Source organism: Alteromonas sp. AWQ4_252 (genome assembly GCF_056158205.1).
This window is the reverse complement of the sequence record NZ_JBSWSV010000001.1, coordinates 2,454,074-2,470,506: the sequence shown is the minus strand read 5'-3', so window position 1 is coordinate 2,470,506 and position 16,433 is coordinate 2,454,074. Positions and strand designations below refer to the sequence as shown.

Sequence of the window (16,433 nt, the reverse complement as noted above, 5' to 3'; positions counted from 1 at the left end):
CCAGGTTATTGTTTGTTCACATATCACACAAGACCGCCTTTCTTTACCGGCAATTTCAAATGTGTCACTTTTTACATTTGTAGGTTTAGGATACCATGACCATTCTCAACCTAACAGAGCCCGACTCGTCGTAATGCGCCCTTCGAAATTTAACGTAGACCCTAACGTCCCCATGCGCTGGCAGGTTATTAAACAGCTCTGGCCGTACTTATTAGAGTACAAAAGTCGAGTCCTGTTAGCTTTGACATGCCTGGTGATGGCCAAAGTTGCTTCTGTAGGGCTGCCATACGTATTGAAATACACCGTGGATGCATTGGATTCAGGCGCCAACCAAAATACAATTGTCGCGGTTCCCGTAACACTTATCGTTGCCTATGGCTCACTGCGACTCCTTAACGTCATTATTAGTGAAATCCGCGATACCTTGTTTGGCCGAGTTACAGAACGGGCTATGCGAAGAATGGGCTTGAAGGTTTTTAAGCACCTGCATAACCTGGATCTCGGATTTCATCTTAACCGGCAAACGGGTGGACTCTCCCGCGACATAGAAAGGGGCACGTCGGGGATCAGCTTTCTCATGCGGTTTCTGGTTTTTAACATTGGTCCCACACTGCTTGAAATTGTCGTTGTGGTTGGGTTACTTCTCGTGCAGTACGGCTTGTCTTTCGCGGCGATCATTTTGACATCTGTCGTTTTATACATCTTATACTCAATGAAAGCCACTCATTGGCGCACACGCTATGTTCAGGCTATGAATCAGGCTGACTCCACCACACACACACGCGCAATAGACAGCCTGCTCAACTTTGAAACTGTTAAGTATTTCAATAATGAAGAATACGAAGCAAGACGGTACGATGAAAACCTTGCCGGATGGGAACAAGCCAGACGCAAAAATAGGCTATCACTTTTTGCCTTGAACGGTGGCCAAGCCTTAATCATTGCCTGCGCAATGACGGCAATGATGGCAATGGCAGCACACGGTGTAGCTCGCGGCACTATGACTATTGGCGATTTTGTACTTATTAATGCCTTTACCATGCAAATATTTATGCCTCTCAATTTTTTAGGGTTTGTTTACCGGGAAATTCGGGGGTCATTGGCAAATATCGATAATCTGTTTTTACTGTTGGAGCGAAAATCGGCTATCGAAGACAAGGACAGCCAACAAGAGTTGCAGGTAACACGTGGGGAAGTTCGGTTTGAGCAAGTGAGTTTTGCTTATCGTTCCGACAGACCAGTACTTAAGGACGTTAGCTTCACCCTGGCGCCTGGTAAAAAGCTGGCGATTGTAGGGCCAAGTGGGGCAGGAAAATCAACCATAACCCGCCTGCTATTTCGCTTTTATGATGTTACCGGCGGTCGAATTCTTATTGATGATCAGGATATACGAGACGTTAGCCAGTCATCTTTGCGCAAGCACCTCGGGCTGGTGCCTCAGGACACGGTATTGTTTAACGATACTTTATTGGAAAACATCCGCTACGGAAAACCGGACGCTTCAGAAGCAGAAATCAATCAAGCCATTGAAACGGCTCACCTCAAGGATTTTGTCGCCCGACTTCCCGAGAAATTGGAAACCCGTGTCGGAGAAAGAGGCCTGAAACTGTCCGGCGGAGAGAAACAGCGGGTTGCTATTGCCAGAGCACTGTTAAAAAACCCGCCAATCATGATCTTTGATGAAGCGACATCATCCCTGGACAGCGGCTCTGAACAAGCTATTTTGCAAAGTTTGTCTGCTCTCGCTTCCGGGCACAGCAGCCTTGTTATTGCCCATCGTTTATCAACCATCACAGATGCTAACCACATTATTGTATTGAAAGATGGTCATATCGCGGAAGTGGGTACACATAATAGCTTACTGGCTGAAAATGGTGAGTATGCCCGTTTGTGGACGCTTCAACAGGCAGAACTCAAGGAGTAAGCTTGGACAATTCGATATTAAAAGCAGCAGTGAATACAGTGATGCCGTTTGGAAAATATGCGGGAAGAAAACTATTTTATTTACCCGAACCTTATTTGGTATGGTTTCACAAGCAAGGCTTCCCTAACGGCAAACTTGGCGAGCAACTGGCGTTGCTCTATGAAATTAAGCTAAACGGACTGGAAGCCTTAGCCGAACCACTTTTAGAAGACGACTGAATACAAGGCTGATGGACTGACTCAGCCTTCCAATTGGTATTCAAACTGATAGTAATGCACGCCGTCTTTAATGTTTATAGTCATGTCGCCCCGCAAGCCTGATAGTTCACCTGTGCCTGAATCAGGAATAACTTTTAGCGTTAAACTGTCTTGCCCTTTATCCATAAGGCCGAAGTGTTGCAGAGCAAAAGTACCGCTTTTTTCTGCCAAAGAGCCCGTTACAATTTCCATGGCAACATATCCTGCTGACCCAGGCGTTGCTGTCATTATTGACAACATTTCGCCGTGACTTTCACCGGCCAACTGCCCGGTAAAGGTTTTATTGATTGTCATTCTTGCTGGCTTAAGCCCACTCTGGGCTTTGATGCTACTTTCTACAGGCTCCAGGGCAACTGAAAACTCTCCACTTGCTTCCATGTTCATTCCTTATTTGTTGGTGAATAACTCAAACCACTGTATAATTATACATATCACTTAACCGTTTACCAGGCTTTCTTATTCCATGTATTCAAAAACCAAGAAACAAAAAAATGACTATATTGATAACAGAATTCTGGCGATACACCGGGCAATTGCTGAAAAGGTGGTCTCGGATCCGAACTTTATCAGCCAGGCAAAAGACGTGTTAGAAACTCGCTATGAACAAAAACTCATTCGTTATGGCAGTTATTTGTTGTGGCACAGTCTGCTTGAGATCAAAGACCCAAACGCATTTATCGAGCAATTATTAAGTCATGAACCAAGGTGGCGAGCGTTGCGCAGAAGCACCATTTTTGTTGGTGTTCTAAGCGAGAAAGAAAGGGAGAAAGCACTGTCAGGTGATTTACATCCGACAGTGCTTTTGTGACATCTAGTGACCGTTTCGCAGGCGGTCTGCTACTAAGAATGCCATTTCAAGTACCTGATCGGCATTGAGACGAGGGTCACACTGAGTTTTATAGGCTTGTTTCAAATCTTCATCAGAAATCTGATAAGCACCACCAGTGCACTCAGTAACGTGTTGCCCCGTCATTTCAAGGTGAACACCACCAGCGTGGGTTCCCTCCGCTTCATGGGCCGCGAAAAACTGACGAATTTCGCTCAGAATAGCATCGAAATTTCGGGTTTTATATCCGCTTGAAGCCGAGAAGGTATTACCGTGCATCGGATCTGAACTCCACACAACATTGCGACCTTCTGCTTTAACTCTGCGCAATAAGCGGGGCAGGTTTTGCTCAAGCTTATCGGCTCCCATGCGTGTGATAAGAGTAAGACGTCCAGGGTCGTCATTCGGATTTAACAAGTCGATCAACCGTATTAGCTCGTCTTCGTCCATGGTGGGGCCAACTTTCACACCAATTGGGTTGTGGATCCCACGGAAGAATTCAACATGTGCGTGGTCGAGTTGACGAGTTCTTTCACCAATCCACACCATGTGAGCAGAGCAGTTATAAGGCTTACCAGTAAGGGTATCAATACGGGTTAGAGCCTGTTCGTAGTTCAATAGCAGAGCTTCGTGAGACGTAAACAGCGTAGTTTCATGCAGCGCAGGTGTATTTAAGGCATTCAATCCAATGACCTTCATAAACTCAATAGCATCTTGAATACGACCGGCCATATCCTGATAACGCTCTTTAAGTGGACTGTTTTCCACAAACGCCATGTTCCAGCGGTTTACTTCACTAAGATCGGCCAAACCACCCTGTGCAAACGCCCGTAACAAGTTCAGTGTGGACGCGCTGCGGTGATAAGCGTCTAACAAACGCTGGGGGTCAGGACGACGTGCAGCCTCAGTAAATTCAAAACTATTAATGATGTCACCACGGTAGCTTGGCAGCGTTACACCATTGATTGTTTCCACATCAGAAGAACGGGGTTTGGCATATTGCCCTGCCATACGCGCAACCTTGGTAACAGGGCAACGACCGGCAAAAGTCATCACTATTGCCATTTGCAACAATACTTTAAACGTGTCCCGGATTTTTGGCGCGTTGAATTCATCAAACGACTCAGCGCAATCACCACCTTGCAGTAAAAAACCTTTTCCCTGAGCAACTTCGCCCAACTGGCGACGCAGCTCGCGGGCTTCAGCTGCAAAAACCAGCGGCGGATACGAGCTCAACTTTTGCTCAACTTGTGCTACTTGTTCCTGATCATCGTATTCAGGTTGCTGCAGAATTGGCTTTTTTCTCCAGCTATCGGGTTGCCAGTTACTCACGCTTACTCCTCGTATTCTTTAATTCGCGGTGGCCGTTTTTTAGGGCCCGTATACTACCATAATTCCAATTGACCCGTAGCGCATGAAGCAAGAAAAAAAGCAATTATTTACCATGCCTCGTTGGGAGCTGTGACAAACCGATACGGTGGTAAAAATGCGCTTTTGGGGGCCAATCAACGGCTCTGTAGATGCTGAATAAGCCCGTCCGATGCCTGCTCGATAAGATCCAATACCAGTTCAAACCCGCGCTTACCCCCGTAATAAGGATCCGGCACTTCGTTTTCTGGCCCTGACGTGTACGCTAAAAAATACTGAATTTTGTGTTTAAATTCGTCCGGACATACTTTATTGAGGTTCTCGACATTACTTTCGTCCATGGCGAGTATGAAGTCGAAGTGCTCGAAATCGCCCTCTTCTACCCTTCTACAGCTAATGCCTTCAAATGAATACCCCCGGTGGACACCACAGGCCTGAGAACGCTTGTCTGGCTCTTTACCTATGTGATAACCGTGGGTGCCCGCTGATTCAATTTCCACTGCCAACCCAGCTTCCTTCGCTTTATGACGGAACACCGCTTCTGCAGTGGGGGAACGGCAGATATTCCCCAAACACACAAATAACACCGATGGTTTTTTACTCATTTAAAACCTTACTTCTAAACAATACATCACCTGGACTAAACACAGCCGCTGGCTTCAAGTATGATGAAAAAATAATGCTAAGACCTATGGAGATCACATGCCTGCTCGCGTACTTATGTTAAGTAGCTCCCGCGTTGGGGAAGAAGATTACTTACTTCACGCTAAACCGCTTATTCTGGCACACTTGGGGTCCGTTCGCGACATTCTGTTTATTCCTTACGCTGGGGTTACCGTATCCTGGGACGAATACACAGACAAGGTGCAGCAAGCCCTGCCTCAGTTGAACATTAGAGGGCTGCACAAAGAAGTAAACCCGGCTGAAGCCATTTCTCAGGCCATCTCGCAAGATACTGCAATTATGGTGGGGGGAGGCAATACCTTCAACTTGTTGCATTGCCTCTATAAGTACTCGCTCATCCCATTGATCAAACTTGCCATCGACGGCGGCACACCTTATGTGGGCTGGAGTGCAGGGTCAAACATTTGCGGGGCTACCATAAGAACCACTAATGACATGCCGATCATCGAGCCGCCCTCCTTTGATGCCCTCAATGTTCTGCCTTGCCAACTCAACCCACACTATTCAGATTATCATCCGCCGGGCTTTAATGGCGAAACGAGGGATCAGCGCTTACAGGAATTTACCGCGTTAAACCCCAATACCCCTGTGCTCGCTATTCGCGAGGGTACAGCCTTGTCGCTGAATAACAACGCACTGACTTTTAAAGGAAATCCAGGCGGTTTCATTTTCCTGGCAAAAGAGAAACAGTTAATTTCAGATGGCGATGATTTAAGTCAGTATATCCATTCCCTGAATGACGCGCGTTAACGCCTCACCTGATGAGTCGAAAGGCACTTCTGCTATTAAAGGGGCGTCTATCGCCTCTTTCAACGTGTCGAGGTTTTCCTGATAAACAGGCATATCTGCGCTTAACTGATTGGCGACCCACCCTTTAACAGTCAGGCCATCTCGTTTAATCGCATCAACGGTTAACATGGCATGATTCAAACACCCTAACCGCATGCCAACGACCACAATAACGTCCAAATTCAACGAGCTGACAACCTCGGGCATCCACAATGAGGATGATAAGGGTAAACGCCAACCGCCGGCCCCTTCCATTAACATAAAATCGGGTTGCATACCTGCGAGGTGCTGGAACCCCTCGACAATGCTTTGTTGAGTGATCTCTACTCCGGCGTGTTTTGCCGCAATGTGCGGCGCTATAGGCGGTGTTAACGCAATAGGGTTAATTTCACGAAGTGAAGCCTGTATTGATGATGCTTCACGCAGTGCCCGGGCGTCTTCATTGCTCCACTCACCATTGACAAACTCACACCCAGCGGAGACGGGTTTATAACCTACGGCGCTAAGGCCTATTGATGAAGCAGCTCGTAATAGTAATGCAGAGACGTAGGTCTTGCCCACTTCCGTGTCTGTACCTGTGACAAAAAATGTGGCCATTTTATTTTTCCAGCGTTAAATGCAAAACCTGATAAGTGAGTGGGTATAATTTGAATTCATCCTGCTCATAGGCTTTCTCTAAGGCTTCAAGTCGACCGCGACTAAGTGGTTTCACCTTCGCTTTGGCCAGCGATAATCCGGCTCCCACGCCCGTTATTGAGCGCAACAACTGTCTCACGCCAGCAAATTTTTCGGTGTAAGGCTTAATCGATGATTCCAGTATTTTAAGATCACTGCTGATAGCAGCATTTTGCCATGCCAACGCACTGGCCAGCGTGTTCACTGTAGCTGGCAGGTCTGCAGCCGCTCTGGCACTTATCAGTTCCTGAAAGGAACCTGCAACCATGATTGCCAGGTGAGCAACGCCGCCTTTTTTTAACACCCGTCGAATTTCAACCATCGCCTGTACAGGTGAAGACACCCATTGCAATGCCATTGACGAATAGACGTGGGAAAATGCGCCATTGGGCAAGGGTAATGCCTCTGCCTGACCTTCAATAAATTGAATGTCAGAATAAAGAGACTGTGCGTGTGAAATCATTTTTGGTGATATATCCACTGCAGTTATTGCCCTGGCGAAAGACTTCAGTTCAACAGTTTGCGTGCCCGTAGCACACCCAATATCCAGAAGTGCAGCACTTGTCCCCGCCTCCATGCGCTCACGCACGTCACGAGCGATGGCTGCTTGAATATGGGCATTGTCATCGTAACATCCACTCGCTTTGCTAAACCGCTCAGCAATGGCTTTTTTGCGCACGGTGTCTTGTTGGCAGGAAACCATTGATGTGTCTGACTTCATACGGCATCCCTTGCTAACTGCAGCGCATCCACCAGCACACTGATATCTTTTTCTTCATGCTGCGCACTCAGGGTTATACGCAATCTGTCTGCTCCCTTTGGAACAGTAGGATAGCGAATAGCTGGCACCCAAATGCCTCGCTTTCGCAATTGATCGGAAAATGCCATTGCTCTATTCGGGTCGCCAATAATCAGAGGCTGAATAGCGCTGTCAGAAGGCAGAAGTTCAAAGCCGTATTGTTTTACCTGTTCTTGAAAAAAAACAATATTACTCTTTAACTTTGCCCGCTCCTCGCCCACCCCAATTGCGGTCAGAGAATTCAGTGTAGCGACGGCCTGAGCTGCAGGTATTGCAGTTGAATAAATGTAATGCCTGGAATAGTTTATCAAGTACTCAATGAAAGACTGACTTCCTGCGACAAACGCCCCTGCGGTACCAACTGCTTTGCCAAATGTACCCATTAAAATGGGGACGTCTTCTTGCGAGAGTTGTTCTTGCTCAACTGTGCCAAACCCATTCTCGCCCAATACACCAAAACCGTGAGCGTCATCGAGCATTAACCAAGCGTCTCGATGTTTGCACATTGACGCTATCTCTTGGGCAGGGGCAGCGTCGCCATCCATGCTAAAAATGCCTTCTGTGGCAACTAAGCGATCGCCACTATTACCAGCAAGTAAACCGGCAAGTTGTTCGGTATCGTTGTGTTTGAATCGCTTAAATTTAGCTTTACCAGACATGACGCCATCCAAAAAAGAAGCGTGCATGTATCTGTCGACAAACACCTGTACATCGGTGTTGAGTAATGCCTGACAAATTGCCTGATTTGCAGCAAACCCCGAATTGAACAATAAGACCGCTTCCCGCTGTAAGTGTTCCTCAAGGTAACCTTCCAGCGCGTAATGAGCCTGAGTATAACCTGTTATCAGGGGAGAGGCGCCACTACCGCCACCAAACTGAGCGAGCCCCTCCACCCAGCTTTGAAGCACGCCCTGATGCTGGCGCATGCCCAGATAGTCGTTGCTGGCAAAATTCAGATAGTGCTCGCCGTTTACACAAATAATGGCGTCTTTTTCGTACTCAACACAAACCCGTTCCCGCAAATAGCCGGTTTGTTGTTTTTCCACCAAGCCTGTGCGAATAAAATCAAACGCCATCAGGCCCCCGACAACTCAGATTTTTTTCCCGCAGTTGCATCGTAAAATAAAGTTTCAGCAGTTTTTTGCGTGGCAATTTCGTCCTGCAGAGCCTGAGCGTGGGCTTCGTCGGAAAACGCTCTGGTTCGCTCTGTATTAATGCCCAGCTTCTTAAACAACAACACATCTTCATGAGTGTCCGGATTAGATGTTGTCAACAACTTGCAGCCATAAAATATCGAGTTGGCCCCGGCCATAAAACACAACGCTTGCATTTGCTCATTCATATTTTCCCGGCCTGCAGACAGGCGTACATGTGATGCCGGCATCATAATGCGAGCCACAGCAATAGTGCGAATAAACTCAAAAGGTTCCAAATCTTCCACGTTGTCCAGCGGAGTGCCTTCCACTTTTACCAACATGTTAATGGGTACGCTTTGAGGATGTTCTGGAAGATTTGCCAACTGTACTAATAAGCCAGCGCGATCTGAAGCCGATTCGCCCATTCCCACAATACCTCCTGAGCATACATTCATACCTGCATCACGGACATTTTGCAGGGTATCAAGGCGATCACTGTAAGTACGAGTGGTAATGATGTCGCCGTAAAACTCCGGCGATGTATCTAAATTGTGGTTGTAGTAATCAAGACCAGCTTGTTTAAGCGCAATAGCTTGATCCCGAGTCAGCATGCCCAGTGTCATACAGGTTTCCAGGCCCAGCTTTTTGACTTCAGACACCATCTGAGTGACGTAAGGCATATCTCTGTCCCGGGGATTTCGCCATGCTGCTCCCATACAAAAGCGGGTAGAACCTGCCGCTTTAGCTTCCCGTGCGCGCTGGATGACTTTTTCAATTTCCAACAGCCGTTCTTTTTCTAACCCTGTATCGTACCTGGCAGATTGTGGACAATATTTGCAATCTTCAGGGCACGCGCCGGTTTTAATCGACAATAGCGTACTCACCTGAACCTCGTTTGGGTCAAAGTACTGCCGGTGAACAGTTTGCGCTTTAAAGAGCAAATCATTAAACGGCATGGCAAATAAAGCCTGAACCTCCTGCGAAGTCCAGTCGTGTCTAATATCTGCCTGGTGTTGTGGTGCATTGGCCGCTGTTGTCATGCCGTGTCCTTTACTATTGTTCTGAGCTGGCTTAGTCTATGCGGAACATCAGAGTTGTCAACTCTGACCAATATCAAAAGTTTACTAATGGTTGAATTTTGAACAATATTGATTTCGATCGCCAGCATATTTGGCATCCTTACACTTCATCTATATCCCCTCTGCCTTGTTTCGAAGTAAATGGTGCCGATGGCGCAGAACTATACCTGGCGTCAGGTGAAACGCTCATAGACGGTATGTCGAGTTGGTGGGCAGCTATTCATGGGTACAATCATCCCGTTCTCAATGATGCTGCCAAACGGCAAATTGATGCGTTTTCCCATGTCATGTTTGGTGGACTCACTCATGAACCTGCAATTCAGGTGTGCAAGCAATTGCTCGATATGGCCCCGTCGGGCATGAACCGCGTATTTTTGGCTGATTCCGGTTCCGTGTCTGTGGAAGTTGCACTTAAAATGGCACTGCAATACTGGGCGTGCCAGGGGAGACCAGAAAAGCACCGGGTACTCACGCCGCGTAATGGTTATCACGGCGATACCTTCGCAGCTATGTCTGTGTGTGACCCGGTAAATGGTATGCACACCCTATTTTCAAACGTTTTAAACAAACAAGTTTTCGCTCCAGCCCCACAAACACGATTTGGGCAAACATTTAGCGAGGACGATATTCTGCCGCTCCAGGAATTGTTTGAACGACACCATCACGAGTTGGCCGCCCTTATCATTGAGCCTATAGTTCAGGGCGCCGGTGGCATGAGAATGTATCATCCCGAATATCTAAAACGCTGCCGACAATTGTGTGATGCCTATGATGTTTTGCTGATATGCGATGAAATTGCCACAGGGTTTGGTCGCACGGGGAAACTTTTTGCTTGTGATCATGCTGCTATCAGTCCGGATATACTATGCGTGGGCAAAGCGTTAACGGGCGGTTACATGACCCTGGCTGCAACACTTTGTTCTGAAGACGTGTCTTTAGGTGTTTGTCAGGGAGAACCTGGTGTATTTATGCATGGCCCAACATATATGGGTAACCCGCTGGCCTGTGCGGTTGCAAGCGCCAGCTTGTCACTTATTCAGGAGGGCCAGTGGCAGCAACAGGTAAGTGCTATTGAAGCACAACTGCAAATCGAATTAGCCCCTTGCCGCGAACTGCCGGTGGTGGCTGACGTGAGAGTGCTAGGTGCAATTGGCGTTGTGGAAACCCGTTATCCTGTAGATGTTGGCAAGATCCAGCAACAGTTTGTAAAAAAAGGGATTTGGGTTCGCCCTTTCGGTAAACTGGTTTACATCATGCCACCGTATATTATTTCATCTACACAACTGCGTCAGCTTACCAGAGGTATTTACGAGGTTCTGGCGACACTTTGATTTGAGGTCAACCATGCATTTACTGGCACGGGTAACAGACAAATTATTATTCGCCATTTTGCTTTTGACTACGTTACAAGTGCCTATTCTCGCTGATCACTACCGCCAGTACCTCAGTGGCTTTTACGATGCACAACTCGAACAAGTAACAGCGATCGAACAACTCGCCAGAGACTATAATTACAACACCGTAGACGCACTACTGGAGAGTCTGGCTCAAAATAGCAACCCTGTCGTCAGGGAGGATGCCAGAAACAAAGCTTCCGCTATAGCCCGTTTGCGTGAAGTAGAAACAGGCTTGGAAACACTAACCCACGGAGCATATTACCAGCAGGCCTGGTATATGTTTTCACCTTCGAGAAAAAACACCCTTTTCCGGGTGCTGGATAACTTTTCACCTTCCGTGCCTTTGTCACCAGAACCTGTTGTTTTTAGTATTCTGTTTGCGATATTGCTAAATGTACTTGTCTGGGCACCGTTTTGGATGGGAAAGCATTGCTATTGTTGGCATAAGCATCGCCGGCAGCGAATTAAATTTGGCTAACACCTCCACATAGCCCCCCATTTTATATAACACATTTGTTTTGGCACTCATGTTGCAGAATACCTTGTGAATTCGAAGGTTTGTTATGCGTTTGAGCAGTAAAGATGTGTCAAATGTACTGAATAACAAGGCTTTCACAATAGGTAGAGTGAAAAAGCAGGTAATCGTTATGATGAATGAAAATACGTTATTAATTGGTCAGGTGTTGCAAATAAGAGACAAAATCCTGGCAAAACGTCATGTTATTCCGGCTTCTATGGAAAATGAATGGCAGCGACTGGTAGAAAAGACCTCGGCCTTTGATTTCAGAAGTACGTTTACATCAGCACGCAAAGGTACTGCGCTTACCAAACCTTCTTTATTCGAAGGCAGCGCTCGCGACCTTGCGAATTTAGTGACTGCACTGCGCGCATTTAACAAAAAATTAATGTCATGAATGTCAAGTTGGCTGCGCAACCTACCGCGCAGCCTGGCCCCCTGAAGAAATTACATTGTTCAGCATTATTTTCTCTTTCTCCTGCGAAGAACATCTCTTCCAAACATGGACATTAAATTCATAACAAGTTGAATTTAATAAAGAATGACGCCTTTCCCCTCTTCCGGCACAACCATTGCTCTGTTACTTACAAGCATCATTGCCAATACTGGCGATGTTTCGAATTCACCCAAACAGGAGGATTTATGAGTAACCAGAAAATGGCTGAATTTACTGCACCAGGTTTAACTAATGAAGCAGCAAAGTCTACCGTCGAGGTGTTGGAGCAACGCCTGGTTGCATTACTAGATTTACAACTAACCCTGAAACACATTCACTGGAATGTGGTTGGTCCTAACTTTATCGGTGTGCACGAAATGCTTGACCCCCAAGTTAACGCAGTCCGTGATATGACAGATGACATTGCCGAAAGGATTGCTACCTTAGGTGGCACACCAAAGGGGACACCAAAAGCCATTGTTGAAGGTCGCAGTTGGGAAGATTACAAGATTGGTAAAGCGCTGGTAAGTGACCACCTTGTATCCCTCGATGCAGTGTATAACGGCGTAAACGCAGACCATCGCAGTGCGATTGAAAAATTGGAAGATCTCGACCCTGTGTCTGAAGATATGATCACAGGCCAATTGGCAGATTTAGAACAATTCCAGTGGTTTGTACGCGCACATATTGAATCAGCGTCTGGCGAATTGAAGTCGTAATCACAAAACTCATGTATTTTGCAAACCCAAAGCGGTGTGACTAGGTCACACCGCTTTTTAATTACAATTGCTGACGGCGAACAATAACAATAGCTCTTAACTTGCGTTTACCGTAACTCGCTAACCGCGTGAAATCTTCTCTGCTCACTGGAATGTGTTGGAACTCCACAGCCTGCTCATCTATTTTATCCGGATAAGGGTCGTGAAAATATAAGCATCGTTCATCGAAGGCTGTCACCGTCACCCAGTGAGGCGCTTTCTTCTTATCAAAAGCGTAGGTACTAATTAAACACAATACGCCAGCGCCTTCTTTTAACACCTGCTCCAGATCTTCCATCTTCCATTCAAAAAAACGAACATCAACGCCCTGGCTTTGTGCGTCTGATAAAAAGCTGTTTTCCACCACTTCAACAATCGCCTTTTTATGCGCTGTGCGCACGCCGTCGGTAAATAAGGGTAAGGTATTGTTCAACCATACTTCGCTGTTAAATCCAACGTGCTGCGCGGCCAGCGCTAACCCAATAGGGTGACAGCCACCGTGACCGGACGTCATGAAGATAGTTGTAGCCTGACGCCACAACGACAGCTCCTTTTCCTGGGAAGGTATATAGGCTGCATCTAATTGAGACATGGCCATCATCAGTGACGCAGGTCCGCAGGTAAACTCGGTGGTTTGTTGATACCACGGGTAGGCGTCTGTTTGCGTTGTTACTGTGCGGTGATTCAAAACTTTTTGCATACGAATCGCGTCAGACTTATCTTCATAGTAATCGGTGTAGACACCAAACCGATTAAAGCCTAGCTTCTCATAAAGTTTGATTGCGCCTTTGTTGCCTTCCGACACTTCCAGGCGCATGAAGCGCTTTCCCCGCAACAACGCCCTGCTTTCTAACTTTTCAATAAGCAATGGCGCCACGCCTTTGCCTCGGGCATCAGGTAACACCGCGATGGAATAAAGACGCGTAAGCAGTGTGCCCCGACGCAAAAGTAACAAGGCATAGCCAAGTACTATACCGCCCTCTTCGGCGACCACACATTCAGCGTGTGCGGCACTAAGATAAAAGCGTAACCGGCGTCGACTCAGGCGATCCAGAGAGAAACAGGTTTGTTCTATATCCCACACCGCATCTAAATCAGACAGCAACGCAGTTCGCACCACCATGCTCTTTGCTTCGACTGAAGGTGCTACAGGCTTATTCATCGACCCCGGCGCTCCAACCTATCGGCAAATTCCTGCATGATGAGTTCATACAAACCTTTGCCTAAATATTTATCTTCAACACCGTCATCAATACTAGGGTTATCGTTTACTTCAATCACATAAACCTTGTTCCCGGCTTGCTTAATATCGACACCGTAAAGGCCATCCCCCACCACTTTAGCGGCTTTAATGGCAGCCTGCAGAACCGGCTGGGGTACTTCGAAGGTTGGCATGGTTTTAAAACCGCCTGAGCTGAACCTGTCGCCATTGTGATGATATATTTGCCAATGATTGCGCGCCATAAAATACTGACAAGCATAAATAGGCTTTCCACTCAGAACACCAATGCGCCAGTCGAACTCTGTAAAAACATATTCCTGCACCAACACCAGCGCCGATTGGGACAACATATCTTTGAGCCTTTCTTCCAGTGCTTGCGCAGTTTCGGCTTTGTAAACACCACGGGAGAAAGAACTTTCCGGCAACTTCAGTACTAAGGGCAACCCAAGCTTACTAATCAACCGCTCGCAGGTGGACGATGAGCTGTCAGATACCATTTCACTCTGCGGCGCAGGTACTTGCTGATAGGTGAAAGCATCTTGCAGATACACCTTGTTACAGCAGCGCAAAATAGACTGAGTATCGTCAATAACAATCAGGCCTTCCCGCTCCGCGGCGCGGGCAAGGCGATATGTATGGTGGTCAATAGCAGTAGTTTCACGAATAAATAGTGCATCATAATGCCCCACGGCTTCCGGTGTTAAACTGGTAACCACGTCTGCGTTAAAACCTACTTTCTCTGCAGCCTTGACAAACTTGCGAATGGCTTTGTCGTCCGACGGCGGCGTTGGCTCCTGTGGGTTTACTAAAATAGCCATATCCCAACGCATTTTTTTACCACTGCGATCGTTGCGCCATTGTGACTGAGTAAACTGTTGCAGAAAATCAATGCATACCGGTTTTAATCCGTCAGGCAAATCCGCTAACCCTTTTGCCTGCACAGTCATAAAGCCAATATTGTCCGCTGCGACGTGAATTGTCACTTCTAAAATCGGGCAAGGAAAAACCGTAAATGCTTCACTTGCCAGCAAGCTGAATCGCGTATCTGCTGTTTTACCGAAAAATACAAAAAACGAGGTTGTATTGTCTGTACCAGACCACGTAAACTTCTTAGGTAAAGGCAAACGAGCCACATCTTCACCGACAATGCGCAAATCGTTGATGGTTTTTACCGATGGTAAAACCCGGTGTTGTCTGGCTTGTGCAAGCAGAGAACAATAATACCCCTGGCTAAGATAGCGGGTCGTGTCGCAGAGGTTTATCACCCGGGTTTTCGGCTCGTTTTTTTGTGGAAAATCGTCCAGGTACGCCTGAAATGATAACACGGTAAGTTCCGAAACGGACACGTCGTTGATATCATCAACAATGATCAGGGTTTTATGCATATATTGCTTCTGTTCTCTTTAAGGGTATAGGCACTAATATTTGCCGCAAATTGGCTTGATTTAGCCAAACATTTTGTGGTGCGAAGTGTAGGGTATTTAATGTGTTATACCAGAGTTTTCAGTAAGCTATTTTTTTATCGTTACCATGACTTTTTGTGTTAGTTTAGCCGCGTCTCAGATTCTCTCGTTTTAAGGAATACATATGCTTCTTGCCTCCATTGCCATTCTCGCTGGTTTACCTGTTCTGTTGTGGAGTGCGGGGAAGTTCGTCGATGGTGCAGCAGGAATTGCACGGCGAATTGGTATGTCGCCGCTACTCATTGGCATGTTGATCATTGGTTTTGGTACCTCAGCGCCAGAAATAATCGTATCCGTGTTTGCTGCATTACAAGGCAACTCTGGTATCGCTTTGGGGAACGCATATGGGTCAAATATTGCCAATATTGCGCTCATTTTAGGTCTTACTGCACTCGTAAGCCCCATTGCTGTTAAGTCAGAGATCATTAAACGAGAACTTCCCATACTTCTGGGGCTAACGTTTTTTGCATCCTGGCAGCTTCTCGATTTCAATGTTTCCAAAGACGACGCATTCTCTCTGCTGGGGTTGTTTATTCTGCTGATGGGTTGGAGTATTTGGACTGGCATGAAGGGCGATGATGATAACCTCGCAGCTGAGTTCGACGAACAAATCAACAGCGAAGAAAATACAGTTAAAACCAGTATTATCTGGCTGCTGGCCGGACTCGTTCTACTGATCGCCAGTTCTCGTATACTGGTGTGGGGCGCTGTAGAAATAGCGACTCAATTCGGCGTATCTGACACTATTATTGGTCTTACCATCATTGCGATCGGTACCTCTTTGCCCGAGCTTGCGTCATCGTTGATGGCAGTAAAGAAAGGTGAGCACGACATGGCGCTGGGTAATGTTATCGGTTCAAATATGTTCAACACCTTAGCCGTTGTCGGTATCGCAGGCACAATTCAACCCATGGAAGTGGAACATAGTTTCCTATACCGCGATGTGCTTATTATGTTGTGCTTTTCCGTGGCGCTGTTTGTTTTTTGCATCGGTATCAAGCGCCAGGGCCGGTTAAACCGCCTTGAAGGTGGCGCTTTTGTCTGTGCATATGTGGCTTATACTGTATTTTTGGTGCAATCAGCCTTCGCTTAAACAACTAACA

Annotated in this window: 18 protein-coding genes; 9 read left to right on the top strand and 9 right to left on the bottom strand. The window is 46.8% G+C overall.

Features of this window, described 5'->3' with window-relative positions; genetic code table 11:
- Positions 1–133: 133 nt before the first annotated feature.
- Positions 134–1,924, top strand: a complete 1,791-nt coding sequence (locus tag ACXACM_RS10980; protein ID WP_474821720.1) for an ABCB family ABC transporter ATP-binding protein/permease — start codon at positions 134–136, stop codon at positions 1,922–1,924.
- Between the two features lie 2 nt (positions 1,925–1,926).
- On the top strand, positions 1,927–2,142 hold the full coding sequence (locus ACXACM_RS10975) for a DUF3820 family protein (RefSeq protein WP_474821719.1): 216 nt from the start codon (positions 1,927–1,929) through the stop codon (positions 2,140–2,142).
- A 21-nt stretch (positions 2,143–2,163) separates the two neighbouring features.
- On the opposite strand, the gene ACXACM_RS10970 is transcribed toward ACXACM_RS10975, so the two are convergent.
- Positions 2,164–2,559, bottom strand: coding sequence for a DUF3224 domain-containing protein (locus ACXACM_RS10970; RefSeq protein ID WP_474821717.1), 396 nt, complete (start codon positions 2,557–2,559; stop codon positions 2,164–2,166).
- An 85-nt stretch (positions 2,560–2,644) separates the two neighbouring features.
- On the opposite strand from ACXACM_RS10970, the gene ACXACM_RS10965 reads away from it, so the two are divergent.
- Positions 2,645–2,989 carry a hypothetical protein gene (locus ACXACM_RS10965; protein WP_474821715.1) on the top strand — a complete coding sequence of 115 codons (345 nt, stop codon included), beginning with the start codon at positions 2,645–2,647 and terminating at the stop codon, positions 2,987–2,989.
- 3 nt (positions 2,990–2,992) lie between these two features.
- On the opposite strand, the gene ACXACM_RS10960 is transcribed toward ACXACM_RS10965, so the two are convergent.
- Together ACXACM_RS10960 and ACXACM_RS10955 are read right to left on the bottom strand one after the other, a co-directional pair.
- On the bottom strand, positions 2,993–4,339 hold the full coding sequence (locus tag ACXACM_RS10960) for a class II 3-deoxy-7-phosphoheptulonate synthase (RefSeq protein WP_474821714.1): 1,347 nt from the start codon (positions 4,337–4,339) through the stop codon (positions 2,993–2,995).
- 173 nt (positions 4,340–4,512) lie between these two features.
- Positions 4,513–4,980 (bottom strand): low molecular weight protein-tyrosine-phosphatase, encoded by a 468-nt coding sequence (locus tag ACXACM_RS10955; protein ID WP_474821712.1) that lies wholly within the window; start codon positions 4,978–4,980, stop codon positions 4,513–4,515.
- A gap of 97 nt (positions 4,981–5,077) precedes the next feature.
- Here ACXACM_RS10955 and pepE point away from each other — a divergent pair, with 97 nt between their 5' ends.
- Positions 5,078–5,809: a dipeptidase PepE gene (pepE, locus tag ACXACM_RS10950; RefSeq protein WP_474821711.1), complete on the top strand. Its 732-nt coding sequence runs from the start codon at positions 5,078–5,080 to the stop codon at positions 5,807–5,809.
- On the opposite strand, the gene bioD is transcribed toward pepE, so the two are convergent.
- The 4 genes from bioD to bioB are packed head-to-tail and all read right to left on the bottom strand — an operon-like array spanning position 5,771 to position 9,498.
- On the bottom strand, positions 5,771–6,445 hold the full coding sequence (gene bioD, locus ACXACM_RS10945; RefSeq protein ID WP_474821710.1) for a dethiobiotin synthase: 675 nt from the start codon (positions 6,443–6,445) through the stop codon (positions 5,771–5,773). The genes pepE and bioD overlap by 39 nt on opposite strands.
- 1 nt (position 6,446) lies before the next feature.
- The gene (locus tag ACXACM_RS10940; protein ID WP_474821708.1) at positions 6,447–7,244 is read right to left on the bottom strand and encodes a methyltransferase domain-containing protein; all 798 of its coding nucleotides are present in this window, start codon (positions 7,242–7,244) and stop codon (positions 6,447–6,449) included.
- Positions 7,241–8,398 (bottom strand): aminotransferase class I/II-fold pyridoxal phosphate-dependent enzyme, encoded by a 1,158-nt coding sequence (locus ACXACM_RS10935; RefSeq protein WP_474821707.1) that lies wholly within the window; start codon positions 8,396–8,398, stop codon positions 7,241–7,243. Before ACXACM_RS10935 ends, ACXACM_RS10940 begins: the two co-directional genes overlap by 4 nt.
- Positions 8,398–9,498, bottom strand: coding sequence for a biotin synthase BioB (bioB, locus tag ACXACM_RS10930; RefSeq protein ID WP_474821705.1), 1,101 nt, complete (start codon positions 9,496–9,498; stop codon positions 8,398–8,400). Before bioB ends, ACXACM_RS10935 begins: the two co-directional genes overlap by 1 nt.
- Positions 9,499–9,596: 98 nt before the next feature.
- Between bioB and bioA the strand changes: the two genes are divergently transcribed.
- From bioA to dps, 4 genes are all read left to right on the top strand, one after another.
- Positions 9,597–10,868 carry an adenosylmethionine--8-amino-7-oxononanoate transaminase gene (gene bioA / locus ACXACM_RS10925; protein WP_474821704.1) on the top strand — a complete coding sequence of 424 codons (1,272 nt, stop codon included), beginning with the start codon at positions 9,597–9,599 and terminating at the stop codon, positions 10,866–10,868.
- 13 nt (positions 10,869–10,881) lie between these two features.
- Positions 10,882–11,412 carry a DUF2937 family protein gene (locus tag ACXACM_RS10920; protein ID WP_474821702.1) on the top strand — a complete coding sequence of 177 codons (531 nt, stop codon included), beginning with the start codon at positions 10,882–10,884 and terminating at the stop codon, positions 11,410–11,412.
- A gap of 169 nt (positions 11,413–11,581) precedes the next feature.
- Complete coding sequence (locus ACXACM_RS10915; protein ID WP_474821701.1) at positions 11,582–11,848, top strand: hypothetical protein; 267 nt, start codon at positions 11,582–11,584, stop codon at positions 11,846–11,848.
- Positions 11,849–12,093: 245 nt separating this feature from the next.
- Complete coding sequence (dps, locus tag ACXACM_RS10910; RefSeq protein ID WP_474821700.1) at positions 12,094–12,606, top strand: DNA starvation/stationary phase protection protein Dps; 513 nt, start codon at positions 12,094–12,096, stop codon at positions 12,604–12,606.
- A 61-nt stretch (positions 12,607–12,667) separates the two neighbouring features.
- Here dps and ACXACM_RS10905 read toward each other — a convergent pair whose 3' ends face one another.
- Both ACXACM_RS10905 and ACXACM_RS10900 read right to left on the bottom strand, forming a co-directional pair.
- Positions 12,668–13,807, bottom strand: coding sequence for a peptidase C39 family protein (locus tag ACXACM_RS10905; protein ID WP_474821698.1), 1,140 nt, complete (start codon positions 13,805–13,807; stop codon positions 12,668–12,670).
- Positions 13,804–15,252, bottom strand: coding sequence for a RimK family protein (locus tag ACXACM_RS10900; RefSeq protein ID WP_474821696.1), 1,449 nt, complete (start codon positions 15,250–15,252; stop codon positions 13,804–13,806). Before ACXACM_RS10900 ends, ACXACM_RS10905 begins: the two co-directional genes overlap by 4 nt.
- Positions 15,253–15,454: 202 nt before the next feature.
- On the opposite strand from ACXACM_RS10900, the gene ACXACM_RS10895 reads away from it, so the two are divergent.
- Entirely contained in the window at positions 15,455–16,423 is a 969-nt protein-coding gene (locus ACXACM_RS10895; RefSeq protein WP_474821694.1) for a calcium/sodium antiporter, read from the top strand.
- Positions 16,424–16,433: the final 10 nt, after the last annotated feature.